Here is an 18,692-nt window from a genome sequence, read left to right as displayed (position 1 = left end):
TTTGGGCTGGTCGGTATTGAATTTTTTCAATACCAAAACTCAGATTTCTATACACGCTTAGCCAAAAAAGCGTTTGTCTCATTGAGCACGATTAATGTCTCAATGAGATTTGGGTGGTAATTAAGTTGCTGATTTGAAATGGCTTTTATGGGGTGTTTCGGGGGTGTCTGATAGCCCAGGCTATCTGCAGACAGACGGTTATCAGGCCTATTTTTAATATAGGGGTAGCTATAATATATAGCCGGGAATGTTAATAGAGGTATTAGAGAATATAATGTAAATGATGTGTGTGGTTAATAATATAAACGTGCTTAGTTGTTTAATAATTGAGTGGGATCTGGTCTTTGAGCTTTATGGTAAAGGTTCTGTGAAGTTTACAGATAGAAGTTGTAATGAGTTATCAGCTGAATGCTCAAGTGATGGTTTTACGATATGTTCTTGTAGTCAAGGGTGAGTCTGAGTTGTCGTGCACACTCTGGAACCGATGTTCTTTCAGCTAGCTTGTTTGCCTTTTCCTCAAACTCACCTGTGGGAGCTTAGAAAGGTGAGCCCTAGCCATTGTGTGGCTTGCAGAGGGCTCAAATTGTTATCGCTTTCCATTGCGTAAGCGTGATAACCGGCTCTCTCCTTGGGGGTCATACTGACCCGATAGGAAATCTCGAAGGTAATGGTAATTCAACAGGTGTCCCGCTCCTTGTTTCACAAATACTTTCCCTTGCGTGTTACTGGTTCGGCTCAGCACACCGATCATCGCGACATAGTCCTCATCGTTTGCAAAGTGTTCGGTAAAGGGAGGTGCGAGGTGTCTCTCGCCTTTTGCAAACGACGGGTAATCATCGTGGGCAGAGGCAAAGGTATATATCTCCAGATGATTGAGTAGTGGGTCTCCGGGGTGCTCTTGGAGTAGCCGACCGACCACGTTAGAGAGGATGATCCCGCCCTGGGAGTGACCGATGACAACTACTTTATGTGGCGCAGTATGGTCTGTGGGGTGATTGGCGAGCAGGGCTTCAAGATGCTGCAACTCCTGCCAAATGAGATCCTTGGTGGTCCGAGCGATATGGGTAAACTGGTCGAGATCCCTGCCTTCAATCGCTTCTGTCAAATCAGCAATCATGCCATTGGTCGGGTTGTGCAGTGGGGTAATGGGACGCCCGAAGACTTTGCTGAGCATGCGGGCATTAATTTTGGCCATGTCTTTGCTGGTACAAATGCCATTGATGAAAAACCACTTTTCATTGGGAGTTGGGTCACTGGGGTTCACGGATTGGGTCGGTAACCGGTTTATGGTGTTTTCTTTTTTCAGCGGAGTGAGGTCAAATGGGATTTTTTGTAATGTCTCAATGTAGCTTTCTGTGCTGTCGTAATATTTCCTGTTGAGCTCGCTGTCTTTGCCATAAAAAGGCGCGATGGGATCCTTGCCCAAGACCTTGCGCAGTGCGCCGATATCTTCAAGGCCGGTGATGATTTTATCAATGAGCCTTTTGATTTTTAAGCCATCAAAGAAACTATCCAAAGTGGCTTCGATCTTCTCTATGCCCTTCCACCAAAAGTAGGTGGCAACTTTGCTTGCAAATCCCGTGGAGCTGTTGCCTCTGTTGATCTCTTCCATGGTCGTTCTCCATTTTGGTCAGTGAGTACTCGCCTGTTTAGGCATCGATGCTCATATAAAGAAGGATATGGCAGTTCATATTGCGGGTCAAAAAATGAACGGCAAAGTGCTTTCGAAACATGTTTCGCGGACTGGGGATGAAGGTTGGCATGCCTGTACTGACGATTAACAAATTCGTTGCAAGCGCTGGAATTGTTAAAGGTGCAGTATGTACACACTAGACTGTGCTCCACGGTGCATAAAAGGCTGGGATGAAGATCTCACTGCCGTAAAAGTCTACATGTCAGCCCAAATAAGTCGACTAGATTACCTAATAGGAATACAACAGATAGGGAGATTGTATGCGTTATATTAGGTTGGCTTTAATTGTGCTAGGTCTATTCTCTGCCGTGACCGTTTGGGCCAGCGGTGACGAAATGAGTCATGATGCCGAACATATGGCGGTGTTGAACTTGGTTCAGGGGCAGTTTGTTACTCATAAAAGCATTCAAGACGGTGATTGGTCTGATCCCAACACATGGGGGGGAGCAGTGCCAGATCTCGGCAGTCGTGTGCAAATCTCAGCGGGGCATCATGTCACGCTAGACAAGCCGGTTGCCGCCCCTATCCGAACGGTGAGAATCGATGGCACGTTGAGTGTCGCTACGAATAAGAATGTGGCGCTGACTCTCGAGACCATGGTGGTGACCGATAATGGTTCTCTGCAGATCGGTACGCAATATCAACCAACTGCAGCCAATGTTGAGGTGGTGTTCATTGATTATGATAATAACGGTTTTGAAACCGTAGATAACGCCTCTGCGGACTTCGACCCCTTCAAGCTGGGGGTGGGCCTTATCGTGATGGGGAACCTAGAAGCGCATGGTGCGATCAAAAAGGGGTATACCACCTTTGATGGCGCAAAGGCTGGGGACAGTGTATTGAATGTGGATACTGTGCCCGCAGGTTGGCGTGTCGGTGACATCGTCGCCGTGGCGGGGACAACGCGTGGCTCAACGTTGAGCGATGCTGAGCAGCATGAGATGCGCACCATTGTTAGCTTGACTGGCAGTACCATTGAGCTGGACTCACCGCTTGCCTATGACCGTCACTTACCACGGCACAACAAGGCTGACTTGACGCTAAAGCTGCATATCATTAACTTGACTCGCAATATTACCTTCTCAACCCATCCCGATGGCCGGGATACCTCTGTAACCCATGGCGATAGCCGAAAACAGGAGTTCACTCAACGTGGACACCTAATGTTTATGCACTCTGCATCGGTTGATTTCCGCTATGTTGCGCTGCATTACTTGGGCAGGACCAATAAACGTTGGACCGCACAGTCGACAGTCCTCAATGAAGATGGCAGCTACACCGTTGCAACCAACCCACTGGCGCGCTACCCGCTCCACTTTCACATGAATTATGACCAACAGCTGGGGGTGGTCGAAGGCAATGCCGTACTGACTAGCCCAGGGTTTGGTTATGTGAACCACTCCAGCTATGCGCGAATGAGAGACAACGTCGCTTACGGTGTGTTTGGCTCTGCGTTTGTCTCTGAGCTAGGGGATGAGCTGGGCAGTTTTATCGGCAATATCGCCATGAAAACGTACGGTACCAAGACGAGCGGTACTGGTCGCGTCGGTGGGGCAAGCCGCTTTGATAAAGGGCATCGCGGTGAGTCGTTCTGGATTCAATCACGCTTAGTTCAATACCAAGATAATATAGCGATAGGTTTTTCTTGGGCTGGGTTTTCGACCTGGTTAGAGCAGGGCTTCGATAGTGGCTTTTATGACCGCCATGTGAATGCGCGACTGGTGAATAATTATAAAAGCGAGTACAACGATGTAGACACCGTCAGTGTGGAGCAGGCAAGAAACAACAACACAACACCGCTGTATGTGAACAATCTGGCCTATTCAGGGCGCATGGGCTTTGAAGATGCGAGGCTCAGGGCTAAAACCAATGGCTTTACCGCGCACAATGTCTTTGCCGGTCAAACACGTTGGTACTCAGGTACTTCTGATCACTGGAATACCACGGTGATCGGTGACCTCGACAATCCAGTCGACGCAAAAGGGATTGAAGAGCACGGTAACAGCCCGAGAATTACCTACACCGATCTCCATGTCGAAGGTTACGCCGAGGGGATAGCGGTCTGCCGAAAAGGCTATTGCGGTGTGGTTAACGCTTTTATGAACAACGTCACCGATTTTACCTTTAACAAGCAATGGAACTATGGCTCACCGGCCTATGTGGTCGGGGATGTGCGCTTTGGTAAACTGAGTGATGCAGCGCTTGCCGGACGTGAGCGAATCCATTTTGACGTTGAGTTTGGCTATGGCAGTACTACAAAGTCGCCGTTTACTCCCATGGTTATCGATATTGATGATTGGGGGCAAGCCTATCAGGTACATATGATCAAAGAACAGGCTCCCGAGTTTGTGCCTTATCCGACGGGTGAGCGTAATCCTCCGGTCGCTGAATGGGCAGATAAAGACAACCTTTGGTTTGAACAGCTTTGGGGGACGCCAATCGGCGGTACCTGGATCCCGGACAATGCCATTGCGGTTGCGAAGACCCACAACATGCGCCTGGAGCCTATTTCTACCCTGCCTGTCACGCCTGTATCTTACCTTCCGACCTATGAGCCGTTGAGCATTGCAGCTGTCTCTGCCAATACCGAAAATCAAGGGCGCGTTGCAGATTTAGCGATTGATGGTGATCCTGCGACGAAGTGGGTGGCAAACCTTGAAGATGTGGCTCACGAGGATATCCTTTTTACCATCGAGCTAGATGGGCAGTACTATGTCAATTCGCTGGCGATGTCTCATGCCAACGGTGATATCCGTAGCTACTATATCGATGTCGATGTGAGTCGCGATGGCGTTAACTTTACCCCGGTTGATCGCTATCTGACCCCTGGCAACACCGCAGAGTTGGTGGGCTATCCCATTGGCACTTCAGGAGTGAAATATATTCGCCTGCGAATGCAGGGTAATAATGGTGCAGACTTGGTGAAGCGGGGCTGGACCAATATCCAAGAATTACAGGTGGTTGGTCGCCACAGTCAGTATTAACCCTGTCGATGCCTTAGCGGGCTAATCAGCACTTGCTGAGTTGACAGACTATTGCGAAGCCCGACCTGCCGTAGTCAGCAGGTCGGGCTGTGTCTGCGACTGTTGTTGAGGGCGAGAGGGGCGTTAGTCCTTGATTGAATTATTTTATTTCGTGATGGGGGAAAGCCGATCTATGGCGCGGTTTCCCCCTGCGGCTTGGGTTAAGTTGAACCGGTAAGTTCTTTTTTTTTCGCCTCGTGGGTTTGGCCTTAAGGAGGGTGGCTATGGTTCAATCTTTGGGCGCAAAAAGTGCATTTGCCATTTCCAAGGAGCGGTTTGGTGGTCTGCTCTTGATCGCTTGCTGCCTGCTGGCATTTGCCTGGGCAACACTTCATTTACCTTCTTACACGGCATTTAAAAACTACCCCCTTACCGAGGGCGTTTCATGGCAGCTTTTTGTCAATGATTTGCTGATGGTGCTGTTCTTCTTGATGGTTGGCCTCGAACTTAGCAACGAGACAAAGCAGGGGGCATTTCGGACCCTGCGGGCCATTTTGCTGCCTTTTGCCTCTGCGTGCGCGGGATTTATCTGCCCGGCGCTGATCTACCTGTTCTTGGTCGGTGGTATTGGCTCTCCGCTAGGGACGGGCTGGGCTATCGTTACCGCGACAGATATCGCACTGGCACTTGGCTTGCTCTCGCTGTGCCGCCGGGTGCCTGTGAGCCTTAAAATGTTCCTGCTGGCGGTGGCGATTTTTGACGATGTACTGGCGATTATCACGATTGCGGTATTTTATACCGCCACCGTCGAGTTGGCTTATGTGGGCTTGTCCTTGTTGATCACCACTTTGGTCTTCGTGCTGTCCTACCGCCAGGTGAAACGGCCGCTGTTGTATGTAGCGCTCGGGGTTGCCTTGTGGTTCGGCTTGTTGCAAGCCGGTATCCACCCTGTGCTCGCGGGCGTGGTTATCGGGATAGCCCTTAGCCAGAGTGGGTGTGCGATTGACCACAAGACGGAGTCTCTCTTGCAGTGGGTGGTGACCTTGCTGGTATTGCCGTTATTTGCGCTGTCCAACGCCGGGGTATCGCTCGCCGATGCGTTTAGCTCCGTGGCCCTGATTGATCCGGTCGCGGTCTATGTGGCGGTTGCGATGCTGGTAGGCAAGCCCCTAGGGGTGTTCGGGGTGGTATGGCTGGGGGTTAAATTGCAGCAGTTTGAACTGCCGGAGGCGACGAATATGCTCATGGTCTTTGCTATGTCTGTTTTCTGCAGTATTGGCTTAACGCTGTCTCTCTTTATTGGTGAGCTGTCAGGTTTGCACAATGACCACTACAAATTGGGCATTGTGCTGGCGGCCTTGGTGGCGAGTCTGATAGGCCTGGCGCTAATGCAGTTTGCAACTACCCAGGGGAATAGTGTCATTAAGGCCGGAGCGGGTAAGTGAGCATGCTTGATGGGGACTAAGCCCTATTCGGTGGTGGTGAGCTATACCGATGGTGATTTCTTCTCATCGTGCACCTGCCCGGCAGCAGAATATCAGACGGTCTGTAAACACGCGGTGGCAACGGCACTGACCCTTTGGGGGGAGGTGGCGGTAGAAAAAGATTCCAGTGAGCACCTCCGGGATAGTTCCCCAAAGCAAGTCCCCTCCCTCCGCGATTGGCTTGCTGGCAAAGAAGTGAGTGAATTGGTTGATATTACTCTTTCCTTGATAGAGGCCGACCCAGATACCTATGATCTTTGGTGGCAAAGGGCACAAATGGCTCACAGCCCGTTGTCAGTGAAAGAGTTGAAGAAGCAAATTACCAAAGCGCTGCCTAGGCGCAGTATATGGGAACCAGACAAGGTCGAGCGCTACTTTGAACGGGCGCTGGAGAGCTTAAGAGTGTTGAACGAAGGCATAGTGCAGCTCAGTGCCGATCAGCAAATGGCGCTGCTGGAGTATGCTGAAAGCCGCTTGTACACAGTACTTCTCAACATGGATGATTCCTATGGTTACCGGCTGGATTTGGAGCAGTGTTTGAATGGGTGGCTGAAAGCAGGCTTTGCCAAAGTCTCGTGGAGTGACAAGCAAAAAGGGGCGTGGTTATTCCATCAATTCAAAGCTGAATTCACAGTATTGGATATTCCTGAGGACTTCGACTTTGACCCCGCAGCGCTTGAACAATTTTATTACCATTGCGAAATGGCTATTGAATTAGACTCTGAGCCGCGAGATAAGCAAAGGTGAGGCCGGCTGAGAAGGGCTTTAGAGTCCGGCCTGAGCGGTAAAATCAGATGTTGCTTTTTCGATCTTCTCGGCGGATGGCTTTTGCCTCTTGGTCAAAAGCTTCCAGCTCGTCAAAAAATAAACAGATCTTCAGCAAGATCACAAAAAGTAAATGTGTCGTGGTGTTAGAAAGCACAGACAGGCGAAACGGGAATAGCATGGATTGATTCATAATGCCTCCTTCATTGCTTTGATAACATCTTGCTTTTTAAGGTGTTATTGAAGTATAGAAGGATTGGCGATGATAGCCAGTCGTCAGCTGTCTTTTTATTGCAAAGATGTGATGCATAGATGGCAAACACATCACATTTTTGCGATTTTGGAATATTTATTGGTGATCACCATCGGAAATTTGTGGTGTTGGTTTATTTGGTGGCAATAAACTGCTGACTTTCCTGATAAAAGTAGTAATACGCCAGATGTGGCAAATAGCCATGTAATAACCGCTAAACGTCAGTATGAAGCTCATAAACATGGTGCTTTCGCGGATCTTGAGCGCCTCTCCGACTACACCGACAGAGGCGAACACCGTGGCGATGGTGCAAATGGTCAGTAGGGTCAGTTTCGGGCTCAACCCGACTCGTTGGCAGATATGATGAAGGTGCTCGCGGTCGGGTTTGAAGGGGGATTGCCCTTTTCTGATCCGGCGTATCATGATGGTCGCCATATCCATTAACGGAAGGGCGATTAACCATAGTGCGGTAACTGGGCGGAAGCTGCTTTCTGCCGTTTGGCTGCCGGCAAGTAGCAGCCATACCACCGTGAAGCCAATAAACATACTGCCGGCATCACCCATGAAAATTTTCATTCGGGCACCAAAGGGAAAACCGATATTGAGCAGGATGTAGGGCAGAGTGGCAAAAACGACCAACAGGCAAAACTGGTAAAGCCCGACCTGGCCACTGGTTAAAAACAGATACCCCAGTGCCGAGAAGGTGATAACGGCCAGGCCACCGAGTAGGCCGTCTATCCCATCGACCATATTGAAGGCATTGATGGCCCCGGCAACGGCGAGAAAGGTGATCAGGAAACTGGCGCTACTGCTGAGGGTAAGCTCTCCCCACCCCAGGATCCCGCCAAGGGTCGCGAGCTGGACATTGCACAGGGTGAACATGACGATGGTGACAATCAGCTGAATTAGCAGGCGTGACTTAACACTGATATCGAACTTGTCATCCAGTGCGCCGGTGAGCACTAACATGCCGGAGCACAGCAGGAAAAGGGGGATGTCGGAGTTTGATATAGGAGTGTTAAGCAAAAACAAACAGATGGTGAGGTAAATGGCCAAGCCCCCCACCAGAGGGATACTGCCAAGGTGGTGTTTTCGCGCCGAAGGTTTGTCAACCAAGTTGACAGCCAGCGCGACCCGTCTTAGTACAATAAGACTTAGGAATGACACTGATACAATAGCGGTCAATCTGCTGTCCATAAATAACCCCTATCAAAATTTGACAACTTACGAATACTATACCTGTGGCATATAACATTAAAGTTAAACCCTGTTAAGTTATTGTAATCGGGACGATGCTCACAGATTGTAGGGGGAGAACAATTGAGTTCCTTATCAGTTTAGTCACTTTCTTGACACTTTTCATGGGTGACTTTGTCCATGTTTTACCTTTCTTCTTGTCGTTTTTTTCACTTATACCTTGTGGCGATAAGTCTGCTGGATGGGTTTTGATGGCGATATGGGTTGCCCAGCTATGTACTTGAGGTGACTGTTAGTAGCATTTTTCGTGAACTTACTCGGGATTGTTGCCTGAAAGGCTGTAGTACCAATGGGTTTTAGTGAAGATCTGCCTATGGATCATTGGGGAACTTGTTCATGCAGATCATTCATCACGGCGCTTATAACGGTGTTACCGGCTCTTGCCACGAACTACGCTGGGAGCAGTACGGTATTTTGGTTGATTGCGGTTTGTTTCAGGGCGAAGAGGTGTCGGCTTCTCTGGATATTGACTTCCCGGTTGGGCATATTCAGGCCTTGGTCTTAACCCATTGCCATATCGATCACATCGGACGTATTCCCTGGTTGCTTGCTGCTGGGTTTCGTGGCCCGATTTATGCCACAGAGGCGACAGCGGCCTTACTGCCGTTGATGCTGGATGATGGCCTGAAGATCCAGCTCAACCTCAACAAACATCAGCGCAGCAAGTTTCTGACGCTGGTCAAAGGCTTGCTGCGGCCTGTGCCGTTTGATTGTCAGGCCCCCGTTACCTTGCCAAGTGGCGATCGCTTAACCTTGTACTTTCGCCAGGCGGGGCATATCTTGGGGTCGGCTTATGTCGAAGTGGTGCTGCCTAGCCGTGAAGTGGTGGTGTTCTCGGGCGATCTCGGGCCGTCCAACACGCCGCTGCTGGTCGACCCTGTCTCACCCCAGCGTGCTGATGTCCTGGTACTCGAGAGTACTTACGGCAATCGTACGCACCAGCGGCAGGCTGAGCGCAGTGACAGCTTAAAGCAAATCATCAAACGTTCGCTGCTCGACGGCGGGACGATACTGATCCCGGCTTTCAGTGTTGGCCGTACCCAAGAGCTGTTGTTTGATATCGAAAGTTTGATTGCCGATGCTTTCTTGCCGCTGCTGCAAATCAATAATGAAAAGATGGCTTGGCAAGAGTTGCCTATTATCCTTGATTCCCCTTTGGCCGAGAAAGTGACCGAGCAATACGATCTGTTCCACCGGCTGTGGGAGAAAGAAGCGGTAAGCCGTAAAAATATCGGACGGCATCCGCTGTCGTTTGAGCAATGCATTACCGTCCAGTCCCACTCGCAGCACCAAGCTATCGTGAACCGCCTAAAGTCAACCCATGCTCCCGCGATTGTGGTGGCGGCCAGCGGTATGTGCCAGGGGGGACGGATAATGAATTACCTTGAGGCATTACTCCCCGATGCTCGTACGGATGTGGTGCTGGTGGGGTTTCAGGCCAAGGGGACACTGGGACGTCGACTCTCCCAGGGAGCGAGACAGGTTGAGATAAACGGCCAGGTCATAGCGGTGAAAGCCAACATCCATAGCCTTTCAGGGTATTCTGCCCATGCTGATCAGCATGATTTGATCCGCTTTGTTGCCAATATTGAGCAGGGGCCAAAGAAAATTCACCTTGTCCACGGTGAGCCTGCCGCCCAGCAGGCCCTGGCCCAGCAGATCGAGGTAATCAAACCTGGTTGTGAGGTGGTCATCTCGGCTGAGCAAATTTCCGCCACGGTATGAAGTGGAATCTTAAGTCCTTGAGTTGCTGCTATGCTGTATACACCATCTAGGGTAGTATGCGAGCTATTAAAGCTTTATAAGTTAAAGGATTGCGACTTAGATAATTACCTGCTGAGTGATGTAAGTGATTATTAATGCGCTAAAGAGATTGAGGTTGAGTAATGAAAATTACCGTTGCGGGTACTGGGTATGTTGGCCTATCAAATGCTGTACTGCTGGCGCAGCATAATGATGTGGTGGCATTAGATATTGTTGCGGAAAAGGTTGCGCTGATTAACCGTTCGATCTCTCCCATCGAAGATAAAGAGATCGCTGAATATCTGGCGGAGAAACCACTGAATCTAACGGCGACAACGGATAAGCATGCGGCCTATGAGAACGCGGATTACGTGATCATCGCTACTCCGACCGACTATGATCCACTGACCAATTATTTCAACACCTCTTCGGTGGAAGCCGTCATCAAAGATGTGATGGCCATTAACCCAGAAGCGGTGATGGTGATCAAATCGACGGTACCCGTTGGCTATACCCAGCGTATCAAGCAAGAGCTGGGCTGTGACAACTTGATGTTCTCGCCGGAGTTTTTGCGCGAGGGCCGCGCACTGTTTGATAACCTGCATCCATCACGCATTATCGTGGGTGAGAAGTCCGAGCGGGCAGAAGTCTTTGCCAACTTGCTGGTGCAAGGTGCCGTGAAAGACAATATCGAGGTGCTTTATACTGAGTCGACGGAAGCCGAAGCCGTGAAGTTGTTTTCCAACACCTACCTTGCGATGCGTGTGGCTTATTTCAACGAGCTGGACTCTTACGCGGAAGCGCATGGCCTCGATAGCCGCCAGATCATCGAAGGGGTTGGTTTGGACCCTCGTATCGGTAATCACTACAACAACCCGTCGTTTGGCTACGGTGGCTACTGTTTGCCGAAGGACACCAAGCAGTTGTTGGCGAACTACCAGTCGGTACCTAACAATATTATCGGCGCCATTGTCGATGCCAATCGCACCCGTAAAGACTTTATTGCCGACTCGATCATTGCGAAAAAGCCAGAAGTTGTCGGTGTGTACCGCCTTATCATGAAAGCGGGCTCTGATAATTTCCGCGCGTCTTCCATTCAGGGCATCATGAAGCGTATCAAGGCCAAAGGGATCCCGGTTGTGGTTTATGAGCCGGTGCTCAAAGATGAGGAATTCTTCCAGTCCAAAGTGATGACTGACCTTGAAGAGTTCAAGCAAGTTTCCGATGTGATCATCTCCAACCGGATGACCGAAGAGCTTGTCGACGTCGCTGACAAAGTCTACACCCGCGATTTGTTCGGGGCGGATTAAAGAGCTAGGCTATAGGTAATGGGCAATAGGCCATAGGATTTAAAATTCAAGGATGAATTACAAGAAGCTAAAAGTTTGGAGGGATAGCTATCAACAGGCATTGGATGTTTATAAGGCCATTGAAAGTTGTAATGATTACAGCTTGAGGGATCAAATCCGACGCTGTTGCATATCTGTTCCTTCTAATATTGCTGAGGGTGACGAGAGATTTAGCGATAGAGAAGCAGTAAGGTTTTTTTATATAGCTAAAGGTTCAAATGGAGAACTAGTTACCCAACTAATGCTGGCGCGGGATTTAACATACATTTCCCCTTCAGAAGTGAACCCATTGATTGAAAAAGCTCAACACATATCTGCTCAGCTAGGGGCCTTAATTAGACATAGGCAAAAGTGTTCCTCATAAACTGCCATCGCCCATCGCCCATCGCCCATCGCCCATCGCCCATCGCCCATCGCCCGTTTCTCATTCCCAAGACTATTCTCAAGTCTTCCTCTCGGATTGCCAACCCCAACTATACTTACAATCATATCAATAATCATATGTTGCGCTTTGGGGATAGTAATGATGAAATTTTCATTGGCGGCAATTGTTTTATCAGGCTTGATTAGCTTTTCTGCTTTTGCGGCAGACTCGACCTCTACCAATACCTCTGCGTCCAAACCAATGGCGAGCTCGCAGCAGGCCAGTGCCTCGACCAAAGTGGGTAGCCAGGCAACCGGCAAGGCGGCAGGCATCGACACCGCGTTTGCGGCTTCGGCGGGGGGGATCACCGCAACGGTATTGGCGGTGGGGGCGGCGGCTGTGGTGATTGGTGTCGCCCTGTCAGACTCGGGCGGCGGTGACGACCCAGCTCCACCGGTAACACAGGCTCAATAGGTGGGTCTGGCTAGAGGCGAAAGGCCATGGGCTATAGGATCAAAATAGATTATTTCCCCTTGCCATAATGAAATGGTAAGGGGTTAATTTCGCCAATAGCCTATCGCCTGATTAAACCTTCTTCCCTTTTACCAACTTCCTTACCCACATCCGTCCTGGGTGCAAGGCTTCCAGCACGCTGTTCGGCAGTGGCAGTGGATCGCCGCAAATCTGCGAGGCCAGCAGTTCGCCGAGCAACGGGGCAGAGCTAAGACCGCGAGAACCCAAGCCAATCATGGCATACAGATTAGGGTAGACCGGGATATCCTGGGCACCCTCCTGCTGGTTTTTTAAATCAGCATACTGCTCTAGCAAAGGCTTGTATTGGCATACATCGCCCACAAATGGCAGGTGATCGCGGCTGGCACAGCGTACCCCGACACGTGCTTGTTCCGCTGACATGTCAATATCCTGAGGCCAGCTTGCTGCAGGCAGGCAGTCAACCAAACGCTGCTTGTTGTCGGCATGCTCTTCCGGGCTGAAGGCCAGGTCGGTACTGCCCCGGCGGTAGCTGGCACCGATGCAGTGGCTGTCACCTGTGGCATTAACGGGTGTCAGATAGCCATCGTAACAGAGCACGGTTTTCAGCGGGTTCAGTGTTGGGTTGGTCGGAATATGGCTCACCTGGCCGCGAACAGAGTAGGCCGGAATGTCCTGGGTCTGCGGGAATTCGGCAAAGCGGTGGCCGTTGGCTACAATGACGGTACCATGTTGGTAGTGCTGGCCATGCTGATCGGCCAGCAGCCAACTGCCGTCGTCTTGTTGGGTGAGCTGCTCAATATCGGTTAGGGTTTTTAGCTCAAGGCAACCCATTTGCTGCGCTTGTTCAATCAAGGCGCGGGTCAGCTCCTGCGGGCATAGCCAGCCGCCTAGCGGGTAGTTGACGCTGCTGTGGCCCGAAGCCACACCGGTGACCTGTTCGGTTTGGTCGACATCCAACTGGCGGATGAGCTGCTGCGGGAAGCCGCCGGTCATCATTTTGTCCAGCTTGCTGGTGGCATTGTCATCCCAGGCCAGCTGGGTGACACCGCACCACTCATGGGCAAATTGTTTGTGCTTCGCTGCTTGTTCGACAAACTGGCGGGCATACAGAAATGCCGGGGCAAAAAAGCGCGATAGGGCGTCGTTTGAGCCGTTGAGCAGCGGATAGACTGCGCCTTGGCGGTTGCCGGATGCCCCTTCGGCAGGCAGTTCGTCGGCACAATAGAGGGTGGTGTTGATGCCGCGTCGCGCCAGGGCCAGTGCCGTTGTCGCCGAGCCGACACCGCCACCAATGAGCGCAATGCCGCTGTCATCTTGTTGATTCGCCAGGCAGGCTGGCTGACGCTTGTACCATGGCTTGACGTTGCTGCCGTATTTTCGCTCAATCACACTGCCGGCCAGCATCTCCCGCTTGGTGCCGAAGCCTTTGACTTTCTTCATGTCAAAACCGGCCTCGATCAGGCCGCGGCGGACAAAACCGGCGGCAGTGAAGGTCGCGGTGGTACAGCCGGTGCGGGCGAGTTTGGCCATGCCGTTGAACAGATCTTGGTTCCACATTTCCGGGTTCTTGCTTGGGGCAAACCCGTCGAGGAACCACGCATCGACGATACCGTCATGATTCGTCCATACTTGTGGCATGCAGTCTTTGATATCACCAAACCACAGGTCAAGGGTGATCATGCCATCTTCCAGCACGATGCGGTGGCAATCGGCCACGGCTGGCGGGTAATGGGCATGGAGTTGGCTGGCGAACTCGGCCAGCTCCGGCCATGATTGGTGGGCCTTGATCAGATCGTCTTTGGTGACCGGGAATTTTTCAAAGCTGATGAAATGCAGCTCTTTGGTGGTCGCTTCCGGGTTAGCCTGGCGGAATGCTTTGAACCACTGCCAGACGGCAAGGAAGTTGAGACCGGTTCCGAATCCGGTTTCGGCCACCACAAAACGGCGGCGGTCAAAAGATTCCCAGCGTGCAGGCAAGCCATTTTGGTGAAGGAAGACGTAGCGGGTTTCTTCCAGGCCATTGGCATTGGAGAAATAGACATCGTCAAAGTCATTGGATACAGGGGTGCCTGATTCATTCCAGTCCAGTACGGCATTTTCGATTTTTGCCGAGGGGGTTTGGCTGGCGGAAGGCGCGGCTGTATCAGGTGACTGTTGGGCTTTATCAGACAAGGGGCGAAGCCTCATAGTTGGTTATTGCCGAGGATTGTACCTGATCAACAGGAAAGCTGACCACTTTTGGCGGCTAAACCCGTTATTATCGTCAACGTTATACCCAAGTCACCTCAGGTTGATGTTTGTTTTGGCTGAGGTTATTTGGGTATAAATGACAGTAGGAATTCATCATGAAACGAGCCGTAATTACAGGCATGGGTATTGTGTCCAGCATTGGTAACAACGTTAAAGAAGTGCTGGAGTCATTGAAAACGGGTAAATCCGGTATCAGCTTCTCTGAACAGTTTGCAGAAATGAAGCTGCGCAGTAATGTTTGGGGCGATTTGAAAATGGTCCCTGCAGAGCATATCGACCGTAAGAAAATGCGTTTCATGGGCGATGCTGCTGCGTTCGCTTACTTATCGATGGAACAAGCAATTGAAGATGCGGGCCTGACCGAAGATCAGGTGTCCAACGACCGTACCGGCCTGGTGGCTGGCTCTGGTGGTGCGTCTTCTTACAACCAGGTTGCGGCAGTGGATATTCTGCGCGAAAAGGGTGTGAAGCGTGTGGGGCCATACATGGTGCCGCGTACCATGTCTTCAACCGTTTCGGCGTGTTTGGCCACACCGTTCAAAATCCGTGGTGTGAACTATACCATGAGCTCTGCGTGTGCAACGTCGGCTCACTGTATCGGCCATGCGCTTGAGCTTATTCAGCTTGGCAAGCAGGACGTGGTCTTTGCCGGTGGTGGTGAAGAGCTAGACTGGTCGCTAACCATGATGTTCGATGCCATGGGCGCGCTATCAACCAAGTACAACGACAACCCAACCAAGGCATCACGTACTTACGATGCCGACCGTGACGGTTTCGTTATCTCTGGTGGCGGCGGTATGCTGGTTATCGAAGAGCTGGAGCATGCTTTGGCTCGCGGCGCGAAAATCTACGGCGAAATCGTCGGCTACGGCGCGACATCTGATGGCTACGACATGGTTGCGCCATCGGGCGAAGGTGCCGTGCGTTGTATGAAGATGGCGATGCAGGATGTGGACAGCATTGATTACATCAACACCCACGGTACGTCTACGCCGGTAGGTGATGTGAAAGAGCTAGGGGCTATCCAGGAGCTGTTTGGTGACAACAGCCCGGCGATTTCGGCAACCAAGGCAATGACTGGTCACGCACTGGGTGCGGCAGGTGTGCACGAGGCGATCTACTCGACGTTGATGTTAGACAATGGTTTTATCGCACCAAGCATCAATATCGATAACCTGGATCCAGCTGCTGAAGGTTTGGATATTGTGACTGAGACACGCGAGCAAGAGCTGAAAACTGTGATGTCCAACAGCTTTGGTTTCGGCGGCACTAACGCGACACTGGTTATCAAGAAATACGAAGCTTAACCGACTTTTGTCATTTTCCAGGGGGTGGCACTGACTAAGTTTATCAGCTAGATAGTTTTTTTGCGGAGACTGCTCTAGCCTTTTGACCTCAAGTCAGTGCCTAAAAAACAGACGCGACATTGGCTGTGTGAATAGTATTTTCTTTTGCGGGAGCTGTCTATGATCCCAGTCGGTGTTTTTATTCCTGGACCTTCGCCCAGCAGAGAATCTGCTGGGCTTTTTTATGGGTAAGAGCTTGGCTGATAGGCAAAAACGGCCAGAGGCTAGAGGAAAAGCAAGAGATTGACATGGTTAGGCTCTTGCAAACAATTTGGGTCGCCCATCGCCCATCGCCCATCGCCCATCGCCCATCGCCCATCGCCCATCGCCCATCGCCCATCGCCCATGAATCACTTGACACTCCCTCAACATCCAATAGCATCTGCCATATACAAATAACCATCGAAGGACGTTTTATGAAAATCCTCATTGACGAAAATATGCCTTACGCCGAGGCGCTGTTTGGCCAACTGGGCGAGGTGATCAGCAAGCCGGGCAGGACAATGACTGCTGAGGATTTGGTAGATATCGATGCGTTGATGATCCGCTCGGTGACCAAGGTTAACGATGCCTTGCTGGCCAAAGCCAACAAATTGCAGTTTGTTGGTACCGCCACTGCCGGCCAGGACCATGTTGATCAAGCCCTGCTCGCCCAGAAGGGAATTACCTTTACTGCGGCACCCGGTTGCAACAAAGTTGGGGTGGCCGAGTATGTGCTGAGCAGCTTGCTGGTGCTCGGCCAGCAACAGGGCTTTTCGATTTTCGACAAAAAAGTCGGGATCATCGGGGCGGGCAATGTCGGCAGTTACCTGGCCCAATGCCTGGACGCGCTGGGCATAGACTACATGCTTAACGATCCTATTAAAGAGCAGCAGGGTGACAGCCGAAAATTTCATTCGCTACAAGATATCCGCTCGCAGTGCGATGTGATCACCCTGCATACGCCGATCACCCGAGAGGGGGACTATCCAACCCACCACTTGGTTGATGAGGCCTTTATTGCGGACATGCAGCCGGGCGCCATACTGATCAATGCCGCTCGGGGCCCGGTTGTTGACAACCAGGCACTGAAGTTGGCGCTGCAACAGAGCCAATCGGATGAGGGCAAGGCACTGACGGCAGTGCTGGATGTGTTCGAGCATGAGCCGCAGGTCGACTTGGCGCTGCTGCCGTTGCTGGCCTTTGCGACCCCGCATGTTGCCGGTTATGGCCTGGAAGGCAAGGCACGCGGTACCACCATGGTCTATAACAGCTATTGCCAATTCCTTGGTCTGGCCAAGGAAGTGAGTGCGGCCAGCCTATTGCCGGTTGCGCCGGTTCCGCAGGTGGCGCTAAGCCGGAAATGGGACGAGCCGACCCTCTTTAGCCTGACCCAGCTCATCTATGATGTGCGCCGCGATGACGGTTTGTTCCGCCGTGAAATGGGCCAAACGATGGCGGGAAGCCCGGAAATGGCGGTGGCTTTTGACCGGATGCGTAAAAATTACTGGGATCGCCGCGAATATAGCGCGATTACAGTAGCGGGCGAGGCCCATTTTGGGGTAGAGTCGCTGGCTAAATTAGGTTTTACAGTAGAGGAAAGGCCATGAGCCAGGAATTTGATATTGCAGTACTCGGTGCAACCGGCGCTGTCGGCGAAACCATTGTAGAAGTTCTTGAGGAACGCAATTTTCCTGTTCGCAATCTCTATTTACTTGCTTCTGAGCGTAGTGCAGGCAAAACCTTGCGTTTTAAAGGTAAGTCCGTGCGTGTCACCAATGTTGAAGAGTTCGACTGGGGCCAAGTTCAGCTAGCTATTTTCTCTGCCGGAGCAGAAGCGTCTGAGCGCTGGGCACCGATTGCTGCCGATTACGGGGTTGTGGTGATCGACAATACCTCCCGCTTCCGCTACGACTACGATGTGCCGTTGGTGATCCCTGAGGTGAACCCGCACGCGTTGGCGGAATACCGTAACCGCAACATTATTGCCAACCCTAACTGCTCGACTATTCAGATGTTGGTGGCGCTGAAGCCGATCCACGAGGCATACGGTATTGAGCGTATCAATGTGGCGACCTACCAATCGGTATCGGGCACCGGTAAGAAAGGGGTGGACGAGCTAGCGGGCCAGACGGCCAAGCTGCTTAACGGCCTGCCTGCGGAAAGCAATGTCTACGACAAGCAGATTGCTTTCAACTGCCTGCCTCATATCGATCAGTTCATGGACAACGGCTACACCAAGGAAGAGATGAAGATGGTGTGGGAAACCCAGAAGATCCTGGGCGATGACAATATCCGTGTTAACCCGACTTGTGTTCGTGTTCCCGTATTCTACGGCCACGCCGAAGCGGTTCACGTAGAAACGTGTCAGCCGGTGCATGTCGAAGAAGCCATCAGCCTGCTGGAAAACGCCGAGGGTATCGAAGTCTTCCACGGCAATGACTACCCGACTCAGGTCAGTGACGCGACCGGTAAGGATCACGTCATGGTGGCCCGTATCCGCGAAGACATCAGTCACCCTTGCGGCCTGAACATGTGGGTGGTTGCTGACAATGTCCGCAAGGGCGCTGCGACCAACAGTGTCCAGATTGCCGAGAAGCTGATCGAAGAGTATCTATAAATAAGATCGGTGCTAGGGTGCTGAGGTTCTAAGACTCTATGGGGGTAAAAAGCGGCGCTAGTAGAGTAAAGGTGACTGTTCGTTATAGTTTTTCGCTCTAGTTATATGGGCTTTAACTATCTCTCACTTTT

General features: G+C 51.3%; 15 protein-coding genes. 10 read left to right on the top strand and 5 right to left on the bottom strand.

Features of this window, described 5'->3' with window-relative positions:
• Positions 1–586 precede the first annotated feature (586 nt).
• A complete protein-coding gene (locus tag C9J03_RS02195) occupies positions 587–1,612 on the bottom strand; it encodes a lipase family protein (protein WP_044623922.1) in 1,026 nt (341 codons plus the stop codon).
• 341 nt (positions 1,613–1,953) lie between these two features.
• On the opposite strand from C9J03_RS02195, the gene C9J03_RS02190 reads away from it, so the two are divergent.
• The 3 genes from C9J03_RS02190 to C9J03_RS02180 all read left to right on the top strand — a co-directional run bounded on the left by C9J03_RS02190 (position 1,954) and on the right by C9J03_RS02180 (position 6,887).
• Complete coding sequence (locus C9J03_RS02190) at positions 1,954–4,677, top strand: G8 domain-containing protein (protein WP_044623921.1); 2,724 nt, start codon at positions 1,954–1,956, stop codon at positions 4,675–4,677.
• Between the two features lie 263 nt (positions 4,678–4,940).
• On the top strand, positions 4,941–6,101 hold the full coding sequence (locus C9J03_RS02185) for a Na+/H+ antiporter NhaA (protein ID WP_052829822.1): 1,161 nt from the start codon (positions 4,941–4,943) through the stop codon (positions 6,099–6,101).
• Between the two features lie 9 nt (positions 6,102–6,110).
• On the top strand, positions 6,111–6,887 hold the full coding sequence (locus C9J03_RS02180; protein ID WP_044623920.1) for an SWIM zinc finger family protein: 777 nt from the start codon (positions 6,111–6,113) through the stop codon (positions 6,885–6,887).
• Positions 6,888–6,930: 43 nt separating this feature from the next.
• On the opposite strand, the gene C9J03_RS26600 is transcribed toward C9J03_RS02180, so the two are convergent.
• A complete protein-coding gene (locus C9J03_RS26600) occupies positions 6,931–7,098 on the bottom strand; it encodes a hypothetical protein (RefSeq protein ID WP_156136317.1) in 168 nt (55 codons plus the stop codon).
• Positions 7,099–7,254: 156 nt separating this feature from the next.
• A complete protein-coding gene (gene wecA / locus C9J03_RS02175) occupies positions 7,255–8,355 on the bottom strand; it encodes a UDP-N-acetylglucosamine--undecaprenyl-phosphate N-acetylglucosaminephosphotransferase (RefSeq protein ID WP_044623919.1) in 1,101 nt (366 codons plus the stop codon).
• Positions 8,356–8,751: 396 nt separating this feature from the next.
• On the opposite strand from wecA, the gene C9J03_RS02170 reads away from it, so the two are divergent.
• The 4 genes from C9J03_RS02170 to C9J03_RS02155 all read left to right on the top strand — a co-directional run bounded on the left by C9J03_RS02170 (position 8,752) and on the right by C9J03_RS02155 (position 12,345).
• Complete coding sequence (locus C9J03_RS02170) at positions 8,752–10,140, top strand: MBL fold metallo-hydrolase RNA specificity domain-containing protein (RefSeq protein ID WP_044623918.1); 1,389 nt, start codon at positions 8,752–8,754, stop codon at positions 10,138–10,140.
• A gap of 161 nt (positions 10,141–10,301) precedes the next feature.
• Positions 10,302–11,468 (top strand): nucleotide sugar dehydrogenase, encoded by a 1,167-nt coding sequence (locus tag C9J03_RS02165; protein ID WP_044623917.1) that lies wholly within the window; start codon positions 10,302–10,304, stop codon positions 11,466–11,468.
• A gap of 52 nt (positions 11,469–11,520) precedes the next feature.
• Positions 11,521–11,871, top strand: a complete 351-nt coding sequence (locus C9J03_RS02160; protein WP_082060660.1) for a four helix bundle protein — start codon at positions 11,521–11,523, stop codon at positions 11,869–11,871.
• A gap of 159 nt (positions 11,872–12,030) precedes the next feature.
• Positions 12,031–12,345, top strand: coding sequence for a hypothetical protein (locus C9J03_RS02155; RefSeq protein WP_231580684.1), 315 nt, complete (start codon positions 12,031–12,033; stop codon positions 12,343–12,345).
• A 111-nt stretch (positions 12,346–12,456) separates the two neighbouring features.
• Here C9J03_RS02155 and mnmC read toward each other — a convergent pair whose 3' ends face one another.
• Positions 12,457–14,553, bottom strand: coding sequence for a bifunctional tRNA (5-methylaminomethyl-2-thiouridine)(34)-methyltransferase MnmC2/FAD-dependent 5-carboxymethylaminomethyl-2-thiouridine(34) oxidoreductase MnmC1 (mnmC, locus tag C9J03_RS02150; protein ID WP_082060659.1), 2,097 nt, complete (start codon positions 14,551–14,553; stop codon positions 12,457–12,459).
• A 158-nt stretch (positions 14,554–14,711) separates the two neighbouring features.
• Between mnmC and fabB the strand changes: the two genes are divergently transcribed.
• Positions 14,712–15,923, top strand: a complete 1,212-nt coding sequence (gene fabB, locus C9J03_RS02145) for a beta-ketoacyl-ACP synthase I (RefSeq protein ID WP_044623915.1) — start codon at positions 14,712–14,714, stop codon at positions 15,921–15,923.
• Positions 15,924–16,101: 178 nt separating this feature from the next.
• Here the strand turns inward: fabB and C9J03_RS26595 are convergent, their stop codons facing one another.
• Positions 16,102–16,323, bottom strand: a complete 222-nt coding sequence (locus C9J03_RS26595) for a hypothetical protein (RefSeq protein WP_156149947.1) — start codon at positions 16,321–16,323, stop codon at positions 16,102–16,104.
• A 55-nt stretch (positions 16,324–16,378) separates the two neighbouring features.
• Between C9J03_RS26595 and C9J03_RS02140 the strand changes: the two genes are divergently transcribed.
• Positions 16,379–17,551, top strand: coding sequence for a 4-phosphoerythronate dehydrogenase (locus tag C9J03_RS02140; RefSeq protein WP_044623914.1), 1,173 nt, complete (start codon positions 16,379–16,381; stop codon positions 17,549–17,551).
• Positions 17,548–18,561: an aspartate-semialdehyde dehydrogenase gene (locus C9J03_RS02135; protein ID WP_039467598.1), complete on the top strand. Its 1,014-nt coding sequence runs from the start codon at positions 17,548–17,550 to the stop codon at positions 18,559–18,561. Before C9J03_RS02140 ends, C9J03_RS02135 begins: the two co-directional genes overlap by 4 nt.
• Positions 18,562–18,692 lie beyond the last annotated feature (131 nt).

This window comes from Photobacterium gaetbulicola (assembly GCF_003025515.1).
Classification (GTDB): Bacteria; Pseudomonadota; Gammaproteobacteria; order Enterobacterales; family Vibrionaceae; genus Photobacterium; species Photobacterium gaetbulicola.
Note: the sequence above shows the minus strand (reverse complement) of the source record. Positions and strands in the feature narration are given on the sequence as shown.

Excerpts from the sequence above, each read along its gene's own strand:
- C9J03_RS02195 (WP_044623922.1), bottom strand. The coding sequence starts at position 1,612 with ATGGAAGAGATCAACAGAGGCAACAGCTCCACGGGATTTGCAAGCAAA.
- C9J03_RS02190 (WP_044623921.1), top strand. The coding sequence starts at position 1,954 with ATGCGTTATATTAGGTTGGCTTTAATTGTGCTAGGTCTATTCTCTGCC.
- C9J03_RS02185 (WP_052829822.1), top strand. The coding sequence starts at position 4,941 with ATGGTTCAATCTTTGGGCGCAAAAAGTGCATTTGCCATTTCCAAGGAG.
- C9J03_RS02180 (WP_044623920.1), top strand. The coding sequence starts at position 6,111 with ATGGGGACTAAGCCCTATTCGGTGGTGGTGAGCTATACCGATGGTGAT.
- C9J03_RS26600 (WP_156136317.1), bottom strand. The coding sequence starts at position 7,098 with ATGAATCAATCCATGCTATTCCCGTTTCGCCTGTCTGTGCTTTCTAAC.
- wecA (WP_044623919.1), bottom strand. The coding sequence starts at position 8,355 with ATGGACAGCAGATTGACCGCTATTGTATCAGTGTCATTCCTAAGTCTT.
- C9J03_RS02170 (WP_044623918.1), top strand. The coding sequence starts at position 8,752 with ATGCAGATCATTCATCACGGCGCTTATAACGGTGTTACCGGCTCTTGC.
- C9J03_RS02165 (WP_044623917.1), top strand. The coding sequence starts at position 10,302 with ATGAAAATTACCGTTGCGGGTACTGGGTATGTTGGCCTATCAAATGCT.
- C9J03_RS02160 (WP_082060660.1), top strand. The coding sequence starts at position 11,521 with ATGAATTACAAGAAGCTAAAAGTTTGGAGGGATAGCTATCAACAGGCA.
- C9J03_RS02155 (WP_231580684.1), top strand. The coding sequence starts at position 12,031 with ATGATGAAATTTTCATTGGCGGCAATTGTTTTATCAGGCTTGATTAGC.
- mnmC (WP_082060659.1), bottom strand. The coding sequence starts at position 14,553 with ATGAGGCTTCGCCCCTTGTCTGATAAAGCCCAACAGTCACCTGATACA.
- fabB (WP_044623915.1), top strand. The coding sequence starts at position 14,712 with ATGAAACGAGCCGTAATTACAGGCATGGGTATTGTGTCCAGCATTGGT.
- C9J03_RS02140 (WP_044623914.1), top strand. The coding sequence starts at position 16,379 with ATGAAAATCCTCATTGACGAAAATATGCCTTACGCCGAGGCGCTGTTT.
- C9J03_RS02135 (WP_039467598.1), top strand. The coding sequence starts at position 17,548 with ATGAGCCAGGAATTTGATATTGCAGTACTCGGTGCAACCGGCGCTGTC.